This window comes from Pseudomonas sp. TKO26, assembly GCF_003225665.1.
GTDB lineage: Bacteria > Pseudomonadota > Gammaproteobacteria > Pseudomonadales > Pseudomonadaceae > Aquipseudomonas > Aquipseudomonas saponiphila.
Window position 1 is genome coordinate 193,381 of record NZ_QKLN01000001.1, and the last position, 17,512, is coordinate 210,892.

At 64.7% G+C, this 17,512-nt stretch carries 18 protein-coding genes; 7 read left to right on the forward strand and 11 right to left on the reverse strand.

The annotated features are described in order from the left end of the window. The first annotated feature begins 280 nt into the window (after positions 1–280). The gene (glyA, locus tag DNK59_RS00975) at positions 281–1,636 is read left to right on the forward strand and encodes a serine hydroxymethyltransferase (protein WP_110721996.1); all 1,356 of its coding nucleotides are present in this window, start codon (positions 281–283) and stop codon (positions 1,634–1,636) included. A gap of 101 nt (positions 1,637–1,737) precedes the next feature. On the opposite strand, the gene DNK59_RS00980 is transcribed toward glyA, so the two are convergent. The 9 genes from DNK59_RS00980 to DNK59_RS01020 all read right to left on the reverse strand — a co-directional run bounded on the left by DNK59_RS00980 (position 1,738) and on the right by DNK59_RS01020 (position 10,480). Beyond that, positions 1,738–2,439 (reverse strand): hypothetical protein, encoded by a 702-nt coding sequence (locus DNK59_RS00980; protein WP_110721997.1) that lies wholly within the window; start codon positions 2,437–2,439, stop codon positions 1,738–1,740. 189 nt (positions 2,440–2,628) lie between these two features. Further along, positions 2,629–3,126: a DUF6622 family protein gene (locus DNK59_RS00985; protein ID WP_092310600.1), complete on the reverse strand. Its 498-nt coding sequence runs from the start codon at positions 3,124–3,126 to the stop codon at positions 2,629–2,631. Positions 3,127–3,252: 126 nt separating this feature from the next. Continuing rightward, on the reverse strand, positions 3,253–4,179 hold the full coding sequence (locus DNK59_RS00990; RefSeq protein ID WP_110721998.1) for a GTP-binding protein: 927 nt from the start codon (positions 4,177–4,179) through the stop codon (positions 3,253–3,255). Continuing rightward, positions 4,176–5,924, reverse strand: a complete 1,749-nt coding sequence (locus tag DNK59_RS00995) for an amidohydrolase (protein ID WP_110721999.1) — start codon at positions 5,922–5,924, stop codon at positions 4,176–4,178. The genes DNK59_RS00990 and DNK59_RS00995 overlap by 4 nt, the downstream gene beginning before the upstream one ends. A gap of 234 nt (positions 5,925–6,158) precedes the next feature. Then, entirely contained in the window at positions 6,159–7,340 is a 1,182-nt protein-coding gene (locus DNK59_RS01000) for a pyridoxal phosphate-dependent aminotransferase (RefSeq protein WP_110722000.1), read from the reverse strand. A gap of 43 nt (positions 7,341–7,383) precedes the next feature. Continuing rightward, positions 7,384–8,088: an ABC transporter permease gene (locus tag DNK59_RS01005; protein WP_092310612.1), complete on the reverse strand. Its 705-nt coding sequence runs from the start codon at positions 8,086–8,088 to the stop codon at positions 7,384–7,386. Between the two features lie 9 nt (positions 8,089–8,097). Further along, positions 8,098–8,811, reverse strand: coding sequence for an ABC transporter permease (locus tag DNK59_RS01010; RefSeq protein WP_110722001.1), 714 nt, complete (start codon positions 8,809–8,811; stop codon positions 8,098–8,100). Between the two features lie 51 nt (positions 8,812–8,862). Continuing rightward, entirely contained in the window at positions 8,863–9,636 is a 774-nt protein-coding gene (locus DNK59_RS01015) for a transporter substrate-binding domain-containing protein (protein ID WP_110722002.1), read from the reverse strand. A 49-nt stretch (positions 9,637–9,685) separates the two neighbouring features. Further along, positions 9,686–10,480, reverse strand: coding sequence for an ABC transporter ATP-binding protein (locus DNK59_RS01020; protein WP_016966681.1), 795 nt, complete (start codon positions 10,478–10,480; stop codon positions 9,686–9,688). Between the two features lie 225 nt (positions 10,481–10,705). Here DNK59_RS01020 and DNK59_RS01025 point away from each other — a divergent pair, with 225 nt between their 5' ends. The 4 genes from DNK59_RS01025 (at position 10,706) to DNK59_RS01040 (ending at position 14,744) form a co-directional block, all read left to right on the forward strand. After that, positions 10,706–11,626 (forward strand): LysR substrate-binding domain-containing protein, encoded by a 921-nt coding sequence (locus DNK59_RS01025; RefSeq protein ID WP_177431188.1) that lies wholly within the window; start codon positions 10,706–10,708, stop codon positions 11,624–11,626. Positions 11,627–11,749: 123 nt separating this feature from the next. Continuing rightward, positions 11,750–13,357, forward strand: a complete 1,608-nt coding sequence (locus DNK59_RS01030) for a 5-guanidino-2-oxopentanoate decarboxylase (RefSeq protein WP_110722003.1) — start codon at positions 11,750–11,752, stop codon at positions 13,355–13,357. Between the two features lie 111 nt (positions 13,358–13,468). After that, positions 13,469–13,945 carry an HIT family protein gene (locus DNK59_RS01035; protein ID WP_110722004.1) on the forward strand — a complete coding sequence of 159 codons (477 nt, stop codon included), beginning with the start codon at positions 13,469–13,471 and terminating at the stop codon, positions 13,943–13,945. A gap of 1 nt (position 13,946) precedes the next feature. Then, complete coding sequence (locus DNK59_RS01040; protein WP_110722005.1) at positions 13,947–14,744, forward strand: GNAT family N-acetyltransferase; 798 nt, start codon at positions 13,947–13,949, stop codon at positions 14,742–14,744. Positions 14,745–14,752: 8 nt separating this feature from the next. Here the strand turns inward: DNK59_RS01040 and DNK59_RS01045 are convergent, their stop codons facing one another. Continuing rightward, positions 14,753–15,610 (reverse strand): DUF4087 domain-containing protein, encoded by an 858-nt coding sequence (locus DNK59_RS01045; RefSeq protein WP_110722006.1) that lies wholly within the window; start codon positions 15,608–15,610, stop codon positions 14,753–14,755. Positions 15,611–15,842: 232 nt separating this feature from the next. On the opposite strand from DNK59_RS01045, the gene DNK59_RS01050 reads away from it, so the two are divergent. Further along, positions 15,843–16,550: a hypothetical protein gene (locus DNK59_RS01050; protein ID WP_146249871.1), complete on the forward strand. Its 708-nt coding sequence runs from the start codon at positions 15,843–15,845 to the stop codon at positions 16,548–16,550. A gap of 10 nt (positions 16,551–16,560) precedes the next feature. On the opposite strand, the gene DNK59_RS01055 is transcribed toward DNK59_RS01050, so the two are convergent. Then, the gene (locus DNK59_RS01055) at positions 16,561–16,719 is read right to left on the reverse strand and encodes a hypothetical protein (RefSeq protein WP_256596278.1); all 159 of its coding nucleotides are present in this window, start codon (positions 16,717–16,719) and stop codon (positions 16,561–16,563) included. A 154-nt stretch (positions 16,720–16,873) separates the two neighbouring features. Here DNK59_RS01055 and DNK59_RS01065 point away from each other — a divergent pair, with 154 nt between their 5' ends. Continuing rightward, positions 16,874–17,512: a hypothetical protein gene (locus DNK59_RS01065; RefSeq protein ID WP_110722008.1), complete on the forward strand. Its 639-nt coding sequence runs from the start codon at positions 16,874–16,876 to the stop codon at positions 17,510–17,512.

Consider the following 17,512-nt stretch of genomic DNA (forward strand, 5'->3'; position numbering starts at 1 on the left):
AATTGTCCCATGCGCCGAGCATGACAATACAGTCCCGCAGGCTCGGCGTCATGGTTCTCGATAGTGAAGGTTCTCAGTAGCGCGAGGCTGAGGCTGCCCTTCTTCGATAAGAAAAGCATCATTAAATTTGAAAGATGTTTAATTCTTTGATTAATTTTGTTGCGCCTTATAGAGTCTGACGCCGAGGCTCGGATAAGCCCGATGCAGACAAACGAACGTGATACTCAGGAAGCGTGCTTTCGTTCGTGGCGCGCAACACTCAAGGAAGGGACACATCAGAATGGCAGCTGACACTGAACCACTCAGGACCCAGGCCGACCTGCTGCGACGTGGGCTGGCCGACCTGCGATGCGAAGACACCGAGCTGGCAAGCATTCTGGACGCGGAGGTCGCGCGTCAACACCGCACATTGTCCCTGGTGGCATCGTCCTGCGCCGCCGGCCCCAGAAGCTTGGCGGCATCAGCCTCGGCGCTGGTCAACGTCACCGTCGAGGGGGCACCTGGCCGGCGTCATCAGAGCGGGTTCGAAAACGTCGAACGGGTCGAGTCCCTGGCCATCCGCCGGGCTCGGGAGCTGTTCGCCGCGCAATACGCTTGCGTGCAATCGCACTCGGCTTCTAACGCCAATTACCAGGTACTGGCAGCCCTGGCCGAACCCGGGGATACGATCCTGGGCATGGCCCTGGATCATGGCGGCCACCTGGCTCACGGCGGCGCACTGAGCTTTATCGAGGCCAACTACAAGGCCGTTCGCTATGGCACCACGTCCCAGGGCGTTATCGATTACCAGGAAGTCCGCCAACTGGCGATGGCCCATCGCCCGCGCATCATCATTTGCGGTGCGACGGCTTATTCGCGGGTCGTGGACTTCCAGCGCTTTCGCGACATCGCCGATGAAGCCGGAGCCCTCCTGCTTGCCGACATTTCACACATCGCCGGGCTGGTAGCCACGGGCCGCCATCCGAGCCCGATCGACGTGGCGCATGTCACGACCACCTGCACCCACAAGCAGCTCGCCGGGCCGCGGGGCGGCCTGATTCTTTGCGGGCGCGATGCAGACACCAAGGTGCCCGGCCTGAGGTGGAGCTTTCGTCGGGCTCTCGACCAAGCGGTGTTCCCTGGAATGCAAGGCGCGCCCGCAGTCAACATGATTGCCGCCAAGGCGGCCGCGCTGGGTTATGCCATGTCCCCGCAGTTCGATGCCTACATGGGGCGGATTCGCGCCACGGCGGATGAACTGGCCGATGCGTTCATGGCGCGGGACTACGAGGTAGTCGGAGGAGGGACGGAGAATCACACGATCCTGCTGCGCCTGCGTGGCGGCATCAGCGGCACCATCGCCGAATCGGCACTGGAGAAGTGTGGAATCATCGTCAGCAAAAAGCCCGGTCCGGGGCAAACCCGGTCGTCATTTGCCGCCAATGGCTTGTGTATCGGCACGGGCTCCATCGCCCAGCGCTATGTGGACCCCCAGGGCTGTCGCCAGATCGTCGATCTGGTGTGCCGGGTGCTGGATCAAGTGAAGCCCGACGGCGAGCAGAAATACACCCTGGAGCCCGCATTGCAGGAGCAGTTCCGGCGAGAGACCGAAGCGTTTTGCGCGATGTATCCCATTCGCGAATACGGGGATCGCTGAAAAGTTAAAGCCCCGACTTTCTGCCGAAGTGCGGGGCTTTTTCTTCGGCGCTCAGCTTGGGCTGGCGCCTTCGCGAGCAAGCTCGCTCCTACAGTGCCGGGTTACAGCTGTTGTTGCGCGCTGTAGCCTTCGAACGCGGTCTGTTGCTGGATCGCGGTGACGATGTTCTTGCGGGTCGCTGGTTGCTCGTTGCCGTTCTTGTCGAGGAACATCTCGCTTTCCAGTTCCGCCTCATCACCTTCGCCTACAAAGCTGAAACCGAGGAACTCGAAGGCTTCACGGTCGACGTTGGCCTTGGAGCGCGGGCGCATCGGCAGGGTGACGCTGATGCCGTCCTTGCTGATGGCGAACACTTCCATTTCCTTCTTCGGCCGCGCCTTGCTCTTGCCACCGCTGGGGTTGCTGATGGCCTGGTGAGTCTGGTTCAGCACTTTCAGGGCCAGGCCGTAGACCAGCTCCTGGAAGTCCGGGTCGTCCTTGTAGCTGGAGAGAATCCGGCTGATGGGGAATTTCTTGCTCAAGTCTTCCAGGGCGGCCAGGTCGGCGGCCTCGGCGTCTTTGAGTTGCTTGAGCTGGCCCATGAGTTCATAGGCGGTGTCGTCGTCAAAGCGGTCGTGGGCCTGGCGAATCGCAGCACGCAGTTCGCGAATCTGGTCACTTTCTTTCGAGGTGTGGAAGGCGTCGAGCACCATCTCGCTGATGGTCTTGGCCTGGGACACGTGTTGCGAAAGATGAATGGCGTTTTCGTACTCGGCCTTGTTGGTCAGGGCGATTACGGATTCTTCGGTGTTGGAATCAGGCATTGAACATCCACTACTTGGTTTAACAGGTTTGAGGCGCGAAAGGCCCGGGGGGATTTTCGGGGGCGCCTAATCTATTGGACCGAGGCCCTATTGTCACGGACCAAGCGACCGGCCCGGCAGGATCGTCCCTACAGACCGGTTTGCGCAGCGAAGATTCCCCAGTGCCCGAAGAGCACGGCCGCGGGGCTTTCAGGCGTTGAGCCGCAACTGCAGGAAGTTGCGGTACAGCTTGAACGCCCGCCCGCAGAACAGACCAACGGTAAAGCCCGCGGCGGCGCCACTAATACCAAGCATCTGCACGCTGGTGGCCTGTTCGGGGTGCACGGCGGTTTGATAGCCGATCCAGTACTTCACGGCGAAGAACAGCAGCGAGATGCCGAGGATCTTCAAGGTGCCGGGCACCAGGATCGCCTCGCCGTCGGACTCCAGCAGCACGCCGGCGCTGGAGAACAGCAGCAGCGCCAGCAGGCTGCCCAGTGCGGCGCCGCCCGCCCAAGCGCCCAGCGCCAGCACGGCATGCTCGCCCAGGTTCACTGACCACAACGACCAGACCAGCAGGATCAGCGGGGTTAGCAGCAGCGAGCGACGGCTCTCACGCGTCGTGGTGAGGGCGCGCAGGCCGTAGTAGCAGATCAGGGCGAAGACGGCGTACACCCACAGCGGCGTGCCTTGAAGAATATCGAGCATCGGTAGCATCCTTGCCGGTCAGAAAAAGTGCGTTTCATAGTGCGCTTTCTACCCGACGACGTGAAGCTTTCCCCCCTCTACTGGCTTGCCGCTGCCGCTTGCGGCTAAACACTTGCCGCTTGAAGCTCAGCGCACCTGCGTATCGCTGACCCCGGCCTCCAGTTCCTGACGCAGATCGCTGCCCCGGCGGGCGATGAACACCAGTTGCGCGGCATGCTCGGTGGGTTGCCCGGTGGCCAGGGTGAACTGGCTGCGCTTGCCCACATGCTGCAACCAATAGGGTTGTTCATTGCCTTCCAGGCGCACCAGGCCCTTGAGGCGCAGCAGGTCGGCAGGCAGGTGCGCCAGCCAGTCGCGCAGCGCCTTGGGCTGCAGCGGTCGGGAGCTTTTCCACACCCAGCTTTCGAACAGCTCGTCGTGGGCCTGGGGCAGGGCCTTGAACAGCACTTCGGTGGAACGCACCGGCGGCGTCAGCAGCAGCTCGGGTGGCAGTTCGGCCTGCACCGTTTCGAACACCGGGGCGCGGCCGCCGAGGCTGGCGCGGATGCTCTGCAACTGTTCGGGGCTCACCAGGTCGGCCTTGTTCAGCAGCACCCAGTCGGCGCAGGCCACCTGGGCCCGAGACAGCCGGGCCATTTCCCCTTCCAGGTCCTGGTAGCCGCTGGCGTCCACCAGGGTGATCACCGCGTCCAGGTGCAGGCGGTTGCGCAGTTGCGGGTAGCCGATGGTCTGCACGATGCGCTGCGGATCGGAGACGCCGCTGCACTCGATGACGATCCGTTCCAGGGCCGGGCGCAGCTTGGACAGGCTCAGCAGTTGCGCCAGCAGGTCCTCCTGCACGGTGCAGCAGATGCAGCCGTTCTGCAGGCTGTACACCGCGTCGGTGACCTCGGCAATGATCGCCGCATCGATGTTCAGTTCACCGAAGTCGTTGACGATCACCGCCAATCGGCCGCTGTCGGCGCGCTGCACCAGGCGGTTGAGCAGGGTGGTCTTGCCGGCGCCGAGAAAGCCTGCAACCACGGTCACCGGAATGCTCGGGGTGCTGTTCATTGTTCCTTGCCCTCGATCTCCGGTGGCAGGCCTTCCCACACCGCCTGCAACGGCGTGTCGCTGAAGATGCCCAGGCGGTCGTAGACCAGTTGCCCTTCGACGAAGGTCAGTTGCACCTGGGTGTGGTGGATGTAGTTGCGCGCGTCCTGGGCGAACAGGTTGCGGTCGAGGACGATCAGGTCCGCCGACTTGCCGGCTTGCAGGCTGCCGGTCAGGTGTTCCAGGCCCATGGCGTGGGCGCCGTTGAGGGTCGCCACTTGCAGGGCCTGCTCCAGGCTGATGGGGTCGCCGAAGGTGTCGGGTTCCTGGTTCCACGGGTTCTGCCGGGTGACCATGGTTTCCAGGGCCAGCCACGGGTCGATGGACGCCACCGGCCAGTCGGTGCCAAAGACCGCGATGCCACCGGCCGCCAGCACGCCCTTGAAGTCATAGATGCGCTTGAGGCGCTCCTGGCCGTAACCGGAGCGGGCACCGCTGGCGAACGGGGTCGGGTACCAGGCGGCCGGGGAGAACTCGGCTATCACGTCCAGGCTCTGGAAGCGCTTGAGGTTGCCCGGGTGCAGCAGGGTGCTGTGGGCGCATTGGTGACGGATGCCGCTGTTGCCGTTGCGCCGCCGGGCTTCGGCCACGGCGTCGAGGAACACGTCGGAAGCGCCGTCGCCGGTGCAGTGGGCGATCACCCGCAGGCCGCGCTTGTCCATGTCCACCACCATGTCGGTGATGTGTTCCGGGGTCAGGTTGAGCTTGCCGCGCCAGCTCGATTCTTCCGGCCAGGGGGTCAGCAGGTAGGACGACTTGGGCTCCACGGTGCCGTCGAAGTGGAACTTCACCGCGTTGGCGCTCAGGCGCGCGCTGCGATAGAAATGCCGCTCGCCGCTGAGCAGCTCCCAGCGCCGACGCACCGGGAAGATGTCGTCCTGCCAACTGATGGCGGCTTCCACCCGCAGGGTCAGCTCGCCGGCATCGTCCAGTTCCTTGAGGGCCTGCAGGCGGTTCTCGCAGACGTGCACGTACTTGGTGGCGGTGACCCCGCGCGAGGTCTGGAAGTGCACGCCGTCGCGGTAGGCGCGGCGCAGCACCGACACCGGCGTCGGCGGCATGGCCGCGTGGATCAGGGCGTAGGCGCCGTCGATCAGCAGGCCGTTGGGTTCGCCGGTCAGTTCATCGCGCTCCAGGTAGCCGTTGCGCGGGTCGCTGGTGTGGCGGTCGATGCCGGCCAGTTCCAGGGCCTTGGAGTTGACCATCATGGTGCCCCACATGCGGTCCAGCAGGGCCACCGGGCGGTCGGGCATGACGCTGTCGAGCCACTCGCGGCCCGGTGTCAGGCCGGCTTCGCGGAAGGTGTAGCGCACCCAGTACTGGCCGTAGATCCAGCCGTCGCCGGGGTGGCTGTCGGCGTAGGCGTGGATCGCCGCCGCCAGTTGCTCGGGAGTCGGGTCCTCGATGCCCACGTCCAGGTCGTCGGCGTAGCGCGGCGCCAGGGCCAGGTCCGGGTGGGTGTGCATGTCGTGCAGGCCGGGCATGCAGAAGGCCCCGTCCAGGTCGTGCTGGCGGGTGTTGGGCCCGATCAGCGACGCCAGGGAGGCGAGGCTGCCCACCGCGATCAGCTTGCCCTGGCGGATGGCCACGGCATCGGCCCAGGGCTGGGCCGGATCGAGGGTGTACATCCGGCCGTTGTGCAGCACCAGTTCGGCGTATTGATCGACGGCGCTATGGGTGGAGTTGAATTGGTCGGAAGCGGTCACGGGGTCAACCTCTCAAGCAGGGGGGCCCTTCAAAGGTGGGCAGAAAAGTGGGCGACAAGCTCAGTTGCATTCTTGTTGTGCGGGCTACTGTGGCGAGGGAGCTTGCTCCCGCTGGGTGGCGTAGCCACCCCAAAGGCCGCGATCGCAAGGGCATGGCTGAACTGCGGGCCAGGCCTTTACGACTGCTTCGCAGCCGAACGGGAGCAAGCTCCCTCGCCACAATCGGGCTGTTGTTTAGCGTTGTGCCCCCAAGGTTTCGACAAAGCCGGCGATGCGCTGGCAGGCGTCCTTCAGCACTTCGTCGGCGACGGTGAAGGAGATCCGCACGAAGCCCTCGGCGCTGGCCCCAAAAGCCTGGGCGTCGAGCACCGAAACCCCGGTGGCGCGGAACAGCTGCCAGGCGAAATCCATGCTCGACAGCCCGGTGCGGCGCACGTCCACCAGCATGAACATGCCGGCCTCGGGCTCGCGGCAATCGAGCAGTTGCACCGACTTGAGTCCGGCCACCACCAGGTCGCGGCGCCGGCGATAGACCTCGCGGGCGCTGCCGATCACTTCTTCATCCAGCTCCAGGGCCTTGAGCGCGGCTTCCTGGATAAACCCGGGCAGGCCGTAGAGCATGCACAGCAGCAGGTTGTCCAGGTGCCCGACCAGGGCGGGCGGGGCGATCACCCAGCCCACGCGCCAGCCGGTCATGGCGTGGGTCTTCGACAGGCTGTTGAGGATCACCGTGCGCTCGGCCATGCCCGGCATCGAAGCGATGCTCAGGTGTTCGCGGTCATAGGTCAGTTGCCCGTAGACCTCGTCGGAGATCACCCACAGGTCGTGCTTGCGCGCCACTTCGGCCACGGCTTCCAGCTCTTCGCGGCTGTAGACGTTGCCGGTGGGGTTGCACGGAGTGGCCAGGGCGATGCCCCGGGTCTTGTCGGTGAGCGCGGCTTCCAGGGCTGCGGCGGTCAGGCGAAAGCCGTTGGCCGCCGGCTGTTGGACGCAGGCGATCTGCGCACCGGAGGCATGCACGCAGGCCTCGTAGGTCAGGTACATGGGTTCGGGCACCAGCACTTCGTCGCCACTGCCGAACAGGCACAGGCAGGTGGCGAACAGGCCGTTCTGCGCACCGGCCACCAGGGCCACGTTGTCGGCGCTGACCTCGACCCCCAGCAGGCGCCGCTGCTTGGCGGCGATCGCCTCGCGCAGGGCCGGGCGGCCGAGGACGTGGGTGTAGTGGGTGTCGCCTTGCTCCAGGGCGGCGTTGGCGGCGGCGCTGATGCGTGCATCGGTGGCGAAGTCCGGATCACCGACGCTGAGGACGATCACGTCCTCGCCGCGGCCCCGGGCTTCGATGGCTGCGTAGTGAATGTCCCAGGCGCTGACGGATTCGCCGCTGATGCGCTGAACGAAAGGTGAGTAACGCATGCTGTTCTCCTCACGGGCCTCATTGCCCGCGCAATAAATGGGTTCAGGCCTGACGCTGGGGCCGCTGATGCTGCGAGGCGTTGCCCAGGCGTGCGCACAGGTGTTCGATGACAAAGGCCAGGACGATGTAGATCAGCGCCACTGCCAGCAGCGGTTCGTAGACCTTCAGGGTCTGGGCGCGCACCAGGTTGGCGGCGCCGAGCAGGTCGGTGACCGCCACGGTGGAGGCCAATGCGGTGGCCTTGAGCAGCAGCACGCATTCGCCCACCAGCGTCGGGCGTACCAGCTCCAGGGCCCGGGGCAACCAGACCCGGCGCAAGGTCAGCCAGTAGCCCATGCCATAGGCGCGGGCGGCTTCCAGTTCGCCTCGGGGCACGGCCCGCAGGCCGCCGCGCAGCACTTCGCCGACATAGGCGCCGACACTCAGGGTCAGGGCCAGGGCCACGTACCAGAAGCCTTCACGCAGGTAGGGCCAGAGAAAGCTGCCGCGGATCGGCGGGTAGGCGGCGAACAGGCTGCCGACCCCGTAATAGAGGATGTAGATCTGTACCAGCAGCGGCGTACCGCGGAACACGCTGATGTAGAACTGCATGGGCGCACGCAGCAACGGATTGCGCGACACCCGGCCCAGGCCCACCACCACCGCCAGGGCGAAGCCGCAGATTCCGCTCAGCAGCAGGAGCTTGAGGGTGATGCCCAGGCCGCGCAGCAGCTCTGTGGAAAAACCGTTGATCCAGGAAAAGTCCATCCGAGTCTCCTAGTGCTGGGGCAGCCAGCGGTTGGTGCGACGTTCGAGCACACGGAACAGGCGGCCGGACACCAGGGTGATGACGAAATAGAAGGCCGCGACCGCCAGGTAGAACACCAGGTAATGCTTGGTGGAACCGGCCGCCTGCTTGCCCACCGAGAGCAGCTCGCTGTAACCGACGATGCTGATCAGCGCGCTGTCCTTGACCAGCACCAGCCACAGGTTCGACAGCCCGGCCATGGCGTAGGGCAGCATGCTCGGCAGCAGGATGCGCCGCACCAGCAGCCAGCGCTCGATGCCGTAGGCCCGCGCCGCTTCGATCTGGCCGTGGGGAATGGCCTGGATCGCGCCGCGGATGATCTCCGCCGAATAGGCGCCCTGGACAATCCCCAGCACCAGTACCGCCGCGATGAAGCCGTTGACCGTGACGCTCGGCCGGTCCATGGCGGCCATGGCCATGTTCAACAGGTCGGTGCCGGCGTAGTACAGCAGCAGGATCAGCAGCAGCTCGGGCATGGCCCGGTACAGGGTGGTGTAGACGTTGGCCAGCTGTACCAGCCAACGCGGGCCCTTGAGCTTGATCAGCGCCGCCAGCAGGCCGATGCCCAGGCCGAGGACGAAGGCCCCGGCGGAAATCTGCAAGGACACCAGCGCGCCCTGGGCCAGGGCGCCGAGCCAGCCGTCGGCGACGAACAGTTGGGAAAGGTCGGACAGAGAAATCATGACGTATCCAGTCAACGCCGGCGGCCCGCGCAAACGGGCACGCCGGACGGCTTAGTTGGCAGAAATGTCGACGCTGAAGTAGCGGCTGCGGATCTTGTCGTAGGTGCCATCGGCCTTGAGCGAGGCCAGGGCGCTGTTGATCCGTTGCTGCAGGGCGCCGTCGCCCTTGCGCAGGCCGACGCCGATACCGGAGCCGAACAGCGGGTCTTTCGGCGCCAGGCCCTTGTCCGCCAGGCCAGCACCGGCGGCGGTCTTGAGGATCGGCTCGATGGTCAGGGCGTCGGCCAGCATCACGTCGATCCGCCCGCTCTGCAGGTCGGCGATCATGTCGTCCTGGGTGGTGTAGTAGCGCAGGGTCGAGGTCTTGCCGTAGTAGGTCTTGGCGAAGGTGGCGTTGGAGGTCGAGCCCTGCACGCCGATCAGCTTGCCCTTGAGGCCCTCGGGCGTGGTGACCAGCTCCAGGCTCTGGTCGGCGACCCACATGGCCGGGGTCTGGTAGTAGGGCGCGGAGAAATCGATGACCTTCTCGCGCTCCTCGGTGATGCTCAGGGAGTTGAGGATGGCATCGATCTGGCTCGATTGCAGGGCCGGAATCAAACCGTCCCAGGCCACTTCCTTGAGTGGGCACTGGGCCTGCATGCGTTCGCACAGGGCCTTGATCAGCTCCGGTTCGAAGCCGCTCCAGTCGCCGTTGCCGCTTTTCATCGAGAACGGCGGGTAGGGTTCCAAAGCAATGCCGAAGACGATCTTGTCGGCGGCCACCGCGTGGCTGGCCATTGCGCTGAACAGGCAACCGGTGGCGAGCACCTTGAGCAGGTTTTTCATGGCTTTACCCTTTATCGAAGTTGTTGTTTTCAAGGATTGAAGCGGGACGTCAGACGCGGTTTTCCTGGGCCATGACGAATTGCCGGCAGCGTTCGCTGACCGGGTTGAGGAACACTTGCTGCGGCGGGCCTTCTTCTTCCACCAGCCCCTGGTGGAGGAACATCACCTTGCTCGACACATCCCGGGCGAAGGCCATTTCGTGGGTCACCAGGATCATGGTGCGGCCTTCCTCGGCGATGCCCTGGATGACCTTGAGCACCTCGCCCACCAGTTCCGGGTCCAGGGCCGAGGTCGGCTCGTCCATCAACAGCACCTGGGGGCGCATGGCCAGGGCCCGGGCGATGGCCACCCGTTGTTGCTGGCCGCCGGAGAGAAAGGACGGGAAGGCGTCGCGCTTGTTGGCCAGGCCGACCTTTTCCAGCAGGTGCTCGGCGTGGGCGATGGCGTCCTTGCGGTCTTCACCGAGGACATACACCGGCGCCTCGATGACGTTTTCCAGCACGCTGCGGTGGGGCCAGAGGTTGAAGCTCTGGAACACCATGCTCAATTGCGTGCGCAAGCGCGCCACCTGGGCCGGGTCGGCAACCTGCGGGTTGCCAGCGCGATCGGTCTTCAGACGCACCTCTTCACCATTGATGCGCAGGCTGCCGCTGCAGGGGATTTCCAACAGGTTGATGCAGCGCAGCAGGGTGCTTTTGCCCGAGCCGCTGGAGCCGATCAGCGACACCACTTCACCTTCATTGGCGCGCAGGGCAATACCCTTGAGCACGTGGTGATCGGCGTAGCTCTTGTGCAGATCATCGATCGCCACCACGGGATTGACGGAGTTGGGCTGCGATTGCAAGGGTCGACCCTCTTGTTATTGTGCGATGGCCGGGCAGCACCCGGCACAGGGTAGGGCTGGAGAATTAGCCATCGATGGCCTGGGGTCAATCGAGCATTTTTAGCCCTATCCGGTAATTTTTTTCAGCAGTCGGGGATTTTTTCAGCGACGGGCAAGGCTATTGCCGGAGCACGATTGCGGCTATGGTGCGGACACTCGTTTTCTTGCAGTCGAGGCCTGATCGGTATGCGTTATCCCTCCATGACCGCCCTGCGCGCGCTGGACGCGGTGGCCCGCCTGGGCAGTGTCGCCGAAGCCGCCAATGAGCTGAACCTGACCCCCAGCGCCATCAGTCATCAGATCAAGAGCCTGGAGCAGACCCTCGGGTTCGCCCTGACCGAGCGCCAGGGCCGCAGCATTCGCATCACCTACCAGGGCGAGCGCTATGCCCGGGACATTCACCTGCTGCTGGCCAATATCCTTGAGGCCGGGCAGCGCTCCGACGGCCAGCAGGTCAGCGGGCGGCTGTGCATCAGCAGCCCGCCAGGGTTCGCCACCTATTGGCTGTGCACCCATATCGCCGAGTTCCAGGCGCTGTATCCCCAGGTCGAATTGCAGCTGGTGTCACCCCGCACGCCAGGCGACACCAGCGACAGCAGCGTTGATCTGTTCGTCGCCTACGGCATGGGCGACTGGCCCAACCAGCATGTGCAGAAGATCGTCTCCCTGCGCTATTTCCCGGTGTGCAGCCCGAGCCTGGTGAATGCCATGGGCGGATTGAAAACCCTCGACAGCCTGGATCACGCCCTGCTGCTGCACATGATCGACTACTCCGACTGGCGGGTCTGGCTGGCGGCAGCCGGGGCGCCGAATGTCGATGTGCGCCGGGGCATCGTGTTCGCCGACGCGCACTTTGTGCAGTCGGCCTGCATCGCCGGCCAGGGCATCGCCATGGGCGACAACCTGATCAGCGGCGAGGCGCTGGCCCGGGGGCAGTTGGTGCAACCGTTCGCCACCGAGATCGAGTCCAACCGCGGCTATTACCTGGTGGCCGATCTGCTCAAGGCCGAGCGCCCGGTGGTGCTGGCCTTCAGTGAGTGGGTCAAGTCGCAGTTGCAGGGCATCACCCGCCTGCACCCGGAGCCGCGTCGAAACGCCAAAGCGTGAATTTTATTGAGCAATCGCGACGATTTTTTTCGATTGTTGCCCCGCAGGGGCAGCGACTAATGTCCCTCGACATCAGTCGGGCGCAGGGTGTCGCCCGCGCATAAGAACAAGAGGAAGTAGTCGATGACCACCTGTGCCCAGTCACTGGTTCGTTTGCTGGAAGGTTATGGCGTGGACACGGTGTTCGGGATTCCCGGCGTGCACACCGTCGAGCTTTATCGCGGCCTGCACGGCAGCCGCCTGCGGCATGTCAGCCCGCGGCACGAACAAGGCGCCGGATTCATGGCCGACGGTTATGCCCGGGCCAGCGGCAAGCCTGGGGTGTGCTTCATCATCACCGGCCCTGGGATGACCAACATTCTCACCGCCATGGGCCAGGCCTACGCCGATTCGGTGCCGATGCTGGTGATCTCCACGGTCAACCGTCGCGAGCACCTGCGCCTGGGTCATGGCCATCTGCATGAACTGCCGGACCAGCGGGCGATGGTGGCCGGGGTCTGCGCCTTCAGCCATACCCTGCAAGCCCCCGCGGAATTGCCAGAGCTGCTGGCCCGGGCCTTTGCCGTGTTCAAGTGCGCGCGGCCACGACCGGTGCACATCGAGATTCCCCTGGATGTGCTGGACATGCCCGCCACCGACCTCAACCTGATGCCCCGCAGCCTGCCCGGTGCGCCGGCGCCTGCCGGAGCTTCGGTCGACGCGGCGGTGGCCTTGCTCAACAGCGCTCATCGCCCGCTGATCCTGGCCGGCGGCGGCGCCCGGGGTTGCGCCGAAGTCCTGCGGCAATTGGCCGAGCGCCTGCAAGCGCCGGTGGCCCTGACCACCAACGCTCGCGGCTTGTTGCCTTGTGCTCACCCGTTGCTGCTCGACGGCGTGCAGTCGTCGGCCCATGGCCGGGCCCTGATCGATGAGGCGGATGTGGTGCTGGCGGTGGGCACTGAGCTAGGGGAAACCGACTACGACTTCTTCGGCCTCGGTCCCCTGCGTTTCAAGGGCTCGTTGATCCGCCTGGACATCGATCCGATGCAGGTCATGGGCGTGCAACGGGCCCATGTCGGTCTGGTGGGCGATGCCCTGGAAGGCTTGCAGGCTTTGCTGGGCAAGGTGGTGCAACCCAGCTCGCGCGGGCGTTGGGCCGTGGACAGCGTGCAGCGGGTCAACCAGGCCGAACGTGCTGGCTGGACGCCCAAGCAACAAGGCCTGCAAGGTTTGCTCGACCTGCTGCGCGACACCCTGGGCGGCCCGATCCTGGTGGGCGACTCGACCCAGCCGGTGTATCAGGGCGCCAGCGGCTATCAGGCCCCGGCACCGGCCAGCTGGTTCAATGCCGGCAGTGGCTACGGCACCCTGGGCTACGGTTTGCCGGCGGCCATGGGGGCCAAGCTGGCACGGCCGGAGCGCCCGGTGGTGGCGCTGGTGGGGGATGGCGGCCTGCAGTTCGCCAGCAGCGAGTTGATCGCCGCCAAGGAAGCGCAGATCGGCGTGATCCTGCTGGTGTGGAACAACCAGTGCTACGGCGAGATCCGCGACTACATGCAGGCTCGGGACATCGCCCCGCTGGGGGTGGACATCCTCACCCCGGATTTCCAGGCCATGGCCCGAAGCTTTCACGTGGCGCACCATCGCGCCGACACCCCAGGACAACTGCAGGACTTGCTGCAGACCCTCAAGGACACCCGGCAGCCGGTGATGATCGAGGTCGACGCCCGGGCCTACCTGGCCCTGGACTGATCCGCCGACCGGTTCGGCGCCCCCGCCAAGAAGAGGCGGGCGTTCAAGGAACAAGGTGGGTTACATTGGCCTCGCTCGCCAGGACGCACCTTGTCACTTGAGGATTCAGGGATGAACTGCATTTTCTGCCAGATCGTCGCCGGCACCTTGCCGGCGGCCGTGGTCTACCGTGATGAACACTGCATGGCCTTCATGGACGTGCACCCGTTGGGGCAGGGGCATGTGCTGCTGATTCCCCAGTCCCATGTGGAAAAGCTCGAGCAATTGCCCGGCTTCGTCCGCCAGCACCTGTATCAGGTGTTCGACGGCCTGCTGGCCGCGCAACGGCGCGCCGGCTACGGCGTCGAAGGCACCCACTTGCTGGTCAATGATGGCCGGGCCACCAACCAGCACATCCCCCATGCCCATCTGCACCTGATCCCGCGCCAGCGTGGTGACGGCCTGGGCTTTGCCGGGCGCTTGCTGCTGCATTTCACTGGCGTGTTCGGGCGTCGCGCGAAACTGGAAGTCTTGCAGCAGCAGGCTGCCGGCATCGCCGAACAGGTGCGCGTGCCCTGGGTCAGCGAAACCCCGATAGGTGGCCGCTGATATGGATCACCGTCGCGCGCTGGCGCTGGAGTATGCGGAGCACCAATACCTGCGGACCCGGGTCCAGGGGCTGGCGAACCTGCCGGGCAATCCCCATGGGGCCAGCTTGCATGGCGAACCGGGCTGTGGCGCCTTTGTCGTCGCTGGCAATCCCAGTCCGATGATGAACCGGGTGCATGGCGACTGCGGGCAACAGGCCAGCAGTCTTGTCGATCTGTTGCAGACTTGCGCGGCCTACGCCCCGGCGATCGCCTTGATCGCCGAGTCGGTCAAGGTGGCGCCTGCCCCGGATCTGCAAGGGCAGCCGTTGCAGCGCCTCAAGGGCTGGACCCACGGGCAGTTGTTCGCCCCCTTGGCGGAGATTGTCGCGCCGCCTTCATTGTTGGATATCGAGCCGGTGAGTGCCTCGACCCTGGAAGACTTCTGCGCGCTGCATGGCGAAAGTTTCAACACCCCTGCTGCGGCGCGAACGATCAATCAGGCGGCCTTCGGCGGATTGCTCAATGAGGGGCGTGGGTACTTGTACCTGGTGCGCGAGCAGGGCATGGCGGTGGCCGGGGCGGCGTTGTTTCTCGCCGACAACGACGTGGCCTACCTGGGCACCGCCTTTACCACCAAGGCCGCCAGGGGCCAGGGTTATCACCGGGCCCTGATCGCCCATCGCTTGCAGCAGGCCGCCGCCCTCGGTGCCCGGAGTGTGGGTGCCACTGCCCTGGTGAACTCGCAAAGCCGGCGCAACCTGGAGCACTGCGGCTTGCGCCTGTCCCACCTGCAAACCCTGTATCGGGCTGTGCCTTAGTGCGGGTGCTATTGCGCCGCTGGCACCGGGGCGAAGCGGATCGAGTGCAGGATCGCGTCGAGTGTCGCGAAATCCTGGAAGAACCCCACGCTGTCAGCCACCACTTGACGCTGCCCGCTGTCGAGCAACGCCATCAGGCAGGTGCCACCATAGGCATGAAAACCGGTTTCCTCATCGCTGATGCCGCAGGTCTGATAGGCCCGCAATCCTTTCCAGCCGGGGCCTGATAGGTCTTGCACCGGGCTGGGAGCATCCCTGCCGGCGCTGCGCATCCAGACGCCGTTCTCCTGATAGAAAAACAGCTCTTCGGCGGCCTGTTCCAGGCTGCCCTGTCGCAGGCACAGGTGGAGGGTGTATTCCTCCTGGGGGCGTTTTTTCGGGTGGTCCAGGGTGAGGCAGTTCTGCGTCTGGCCGAGCTTCCAGCCTTTGGGGTACTGCAGGCTGAATCCCGGGCCCTTGAAGCGTGGCGAGTCCTTGGGTAATACCGCAATCCCGTCCTCCTCCCGCAAGGGTTCATACAGCCTGGGATCGCTGCGACAGGCGGACAGCGGGCGGGCCTGGGCCTTGTGCAATTGGTCGAGGCGATGCGTCCGGGGATCAGCACTGGCGCTGACGCAGGCACAGCCGTAGCCGTAATGGTTGTTGGTGCGCACCCATTGCTGGTCGTTGAAGGTGGGCCAGTCGCCTTCGGCCTGATAGCCGCCCTGGCTGGCAATTTCCCAGACGCCGTCACGGTCGGTCAGGGTGGCGTTGGCCGGTGTCGGGTTCTCGAACCAGCCGCAACGGCGTTCGACCTTGGCTGGCGCCGCGAACGCGGGCAGGGTGAAAACGCTCAGAAGGGTGCAAAGCATGACGCGCTGAAGCATGGAGCATCCTTGTTCGAGGGGCGGGGTGGGAACAGTGGGGCGCCGCTTGAGGCGCGTCAACCCGATAGGGGGCGTGAATGGCTGCGCCTCAGGACCAGGATGGCCCGAACCCTTGTAGCTGCCTGATGTTCTGCGCAGTTAAGGCTTCGCTAAGCCTGGCCGAAACAGCGGTTGGGAAATGGCGTAATCTCGCGCCTGGCCAACGAGCCGTCCACCTGCCCTGAGGCCCGTCATGCAAAGGATGCTGTGCAGTGTTTTAAGCCTGGCGATGATCCTGTCGTCGCTGGGCGCTTGTACCACGGCGCCGGTCAGGCCGGCGGTGGAGGGCCCGCAGGTGTATGGCTACACCCTCAATCAGCCCTTGAGCCGTGAGCAGGTGCAGCGGCTGACCGACACCGGCAAGCACTATATCGGGCCCCTCAAGCTGTATCAGCAGGTGTTGCCGGACGGCAGTCAGTTCGATTTCTACACCGACTACCGCAAGTGGCTGGATACGCTGGCCCGTACCAGCCGGGAGTTTCCTGCCGAGAGCGATTGCCAGGCGGCCCAACAGGCGGACCAGATGCAGCTCACCACCCTGATCGATGACTTCAACGCCGGTCAGGCCCGCCCGGCGGGAGTGCCGCGTCAGGTGGGGGAGGTCTATGCCGTCCAGGCGCTGGACGCCTGTCAGCGTGTCGCTGGCCAGGGGCCCGGAGCACAAGCCTTTCGCTACACCCTCTGGGCCACCCTGCAAACCGAAACGGCAGCCCATGAGCACGACTTTCAGCGCAAGGTCGAGGACCCGCATGCCCAGGCCCGGGACATCACGCAGGCGATACTCCTGTTGCCCTTTGTCGCGCTGGGCGCGTTCATGGGGGGCGGCTGCACCGATTTTCAGTCGCAACCGGATGATGGCGACGGCTACTGCGCCCGGCAGCGCGCAGGGGCAAGTAAATGAAGCACCAGGATCAATAGCGCCACTTGCGGCCCAGGTCTTCGCCGTAGCGCTGGCCGCTCAGCGCTTCGGCGCCGTCATCGTCGTCATGCACCTCGGCCAGGCACAGCAGCATCAAGGCATCTGCCCAGGTAGCCACCACCTGATGCTGCCCGCTGTCGAGCAACGCCATCAGGCAGGTGCCACCAGCGGCGGGTAAGCCGGTTTCCTCATCGTTGATGCCACAGGTTGCAACATGGAGCGTCCTTGTTCGCTGGGTGATGGGGCGGAGCTGGAGTACTCTCGCTCCAGGCTATTCAGTCGTTCATGGAAATCAGGGAGATTTTATGCAAAGGGGGCTGTGCACAGTAGTGAGCCTGTCGCTCATCGTTTCATCCTTGGGCGGATGCGCTTCGCAAGCCAAACCCAGAGTGGCGGGCCCTCAGGTTTATGGTTACACCCTCAATCAACGGCTCTCCGCCGACGAGTTCAAGGCGCTCTCCGATACGGGCCTGGAGACGATGAGCGGGCTCTCGATCTATGAGCTGAAAGCCCCTGCGGGTGCCAAGCTCAGTCTGTATCTGGAGCGCACCTTGTGGGTGGATAGAGTTGAGAAACTCAGCGGTCCATTCGAAGTCGCAAGTGATTGCGAAAATGCCTTCAAAGATGAGTCTGCGCAGTTGCAGGCGACGATTGCCGAGTTCAACTCCCGTCGGGCACGCCCGGGCGGGGCGCCTCGTCAGGTTGGAGATATCTACGCCAGCCAATCGACGACCCCTTGCGAGCGTAAAGGCGGAAGAGACACGGATGCCCAGAGCTACCGTTATCGGCTCGCTGCCAGCCTGAGCACCGAAACCGCGCCGGTAAAGCACGGACTGTCGGAAAAGGTTGAAAACGCCTACATGGGTATGTGGATGGGCGTCTTCACCATTGTTCTCTTGCCTTTTGCGTTGGTTGGCGCAGCAGTAGGCGCCGTCACTGACTGA

Bases quoted from the DNA above. Each gene is read 5' to 3' on its own strand.
- DNK59_RS01010 (WP_110722001.1), bottom strand. From the start codon at position 8,811: ATGATTTCTCTGTCCGACCTTTCCCAACTGTTCGTCGCCGACGGCTGG.
- DNK59_RS01045 (WP_110722006.1), bottom strand. From the start codon at position 15,610: ATGCTTCAGCGCGTCATGCTTTGCACCCTTCTGAGCGTTTTCACCCTG.
- DNK59_RS01025 (WP_177431188.1), top strand. From the start codon at position 10,706: ATGCGTTATCCCTCCATGACCGCCCTGCGCGCGCTGGACGCGGTGGCC.
- glyA (WP_110721996.1), top strand. From the start codon at position 281: ATGGCAGCTGACACTGAACCACTCAGGACCCAGGCCGACCTGCTGCGA.
- DNK59_RS00985 (WP_092310600.1), bottom strand. From the start codon at position 3,126: ATGCTCGATATTCTTCAAGGCACGCCGCTGTGGGTGTACGCCGTCTTC.
- DNK59_RS01035 (WP_110722004.1), top strand. From the start codon at position 13,469: ATGAACTGCATTTTCTGCCAGATCGTCGCCGGCACCTTGCCGGCGGCC.
- DNK59_RS01040 (WP_110722005.1), top strand. From the start codon at position 13,947: ATGGATCACCGTCGCGCGCTGGCGCTGGAGTATGCGGAGCACCAATAC.
- DNK59_RS01000 (WP_110722000.1), bottom strand. From the start codon at position 7,340: ATGCGTTACTCACCTTTCGTTCAGCGCATCAGCGGCGAATCCGTCAGC.
- DNK59_RS01050 (WP_146249871.1), top strand. From the start codon at position 15,843: ATGCAAAGGATGCTGTGCAGTGTTTTAAGCCTGGCGATGATCCTGTCG.
- DNK59_RS00990 (WP_110721998.1), bottom strand. From the start codon at position 4,179: ATGAACAGCACCCCGAGCATTCCGGTGACCGTGGTTGCAGGCTTTCTC.
- DNK59_RS01030 (WP_110722003.1), top strand. From the start codon at position 11,750: ATGACCACCTGTGCCCAGTCACTGGTTCGTTTGCTGGAAGGTTATGGC.
- DNK59_RS01055 (WP_256596278.1), bottom strand. From the start codon at position 16,719: ATGGCGTTGCTCGACAGCGGGCAGCATCAGGTGGTGGCTACCTGGGCA.
- DNK59_RS01005 (WP_092310612.1), bottom strand. From the start codon at position 8,088: ATGGACTTTTCCTGGATCAACGGTTTTTCCACAGAGCTGCTGCGCGGC.
- DNK59_RS01065 (WP_110722008.1), top strand. From the start codon at position 16,874: ATGCAAAGGGGGCTGTGCACAGTAGTGAGCCTGTCGCTCATCGTTTCA.
- DNK59_RS00980 (WP_110721997.1), bottom strand. From the start codon at position 2,439: ATGCCTGATTCCAACACCGAAGAATCCGTAATCGCCCTGACCAACAAG.
- DNK59_RS01015 (WP_110722002.1), bottom strand. From the start codon at position 9,636: ATGAAAAACCTGCTCAAGGTGCTCGCCACCGGTTGCCTGTTCAGCGCA.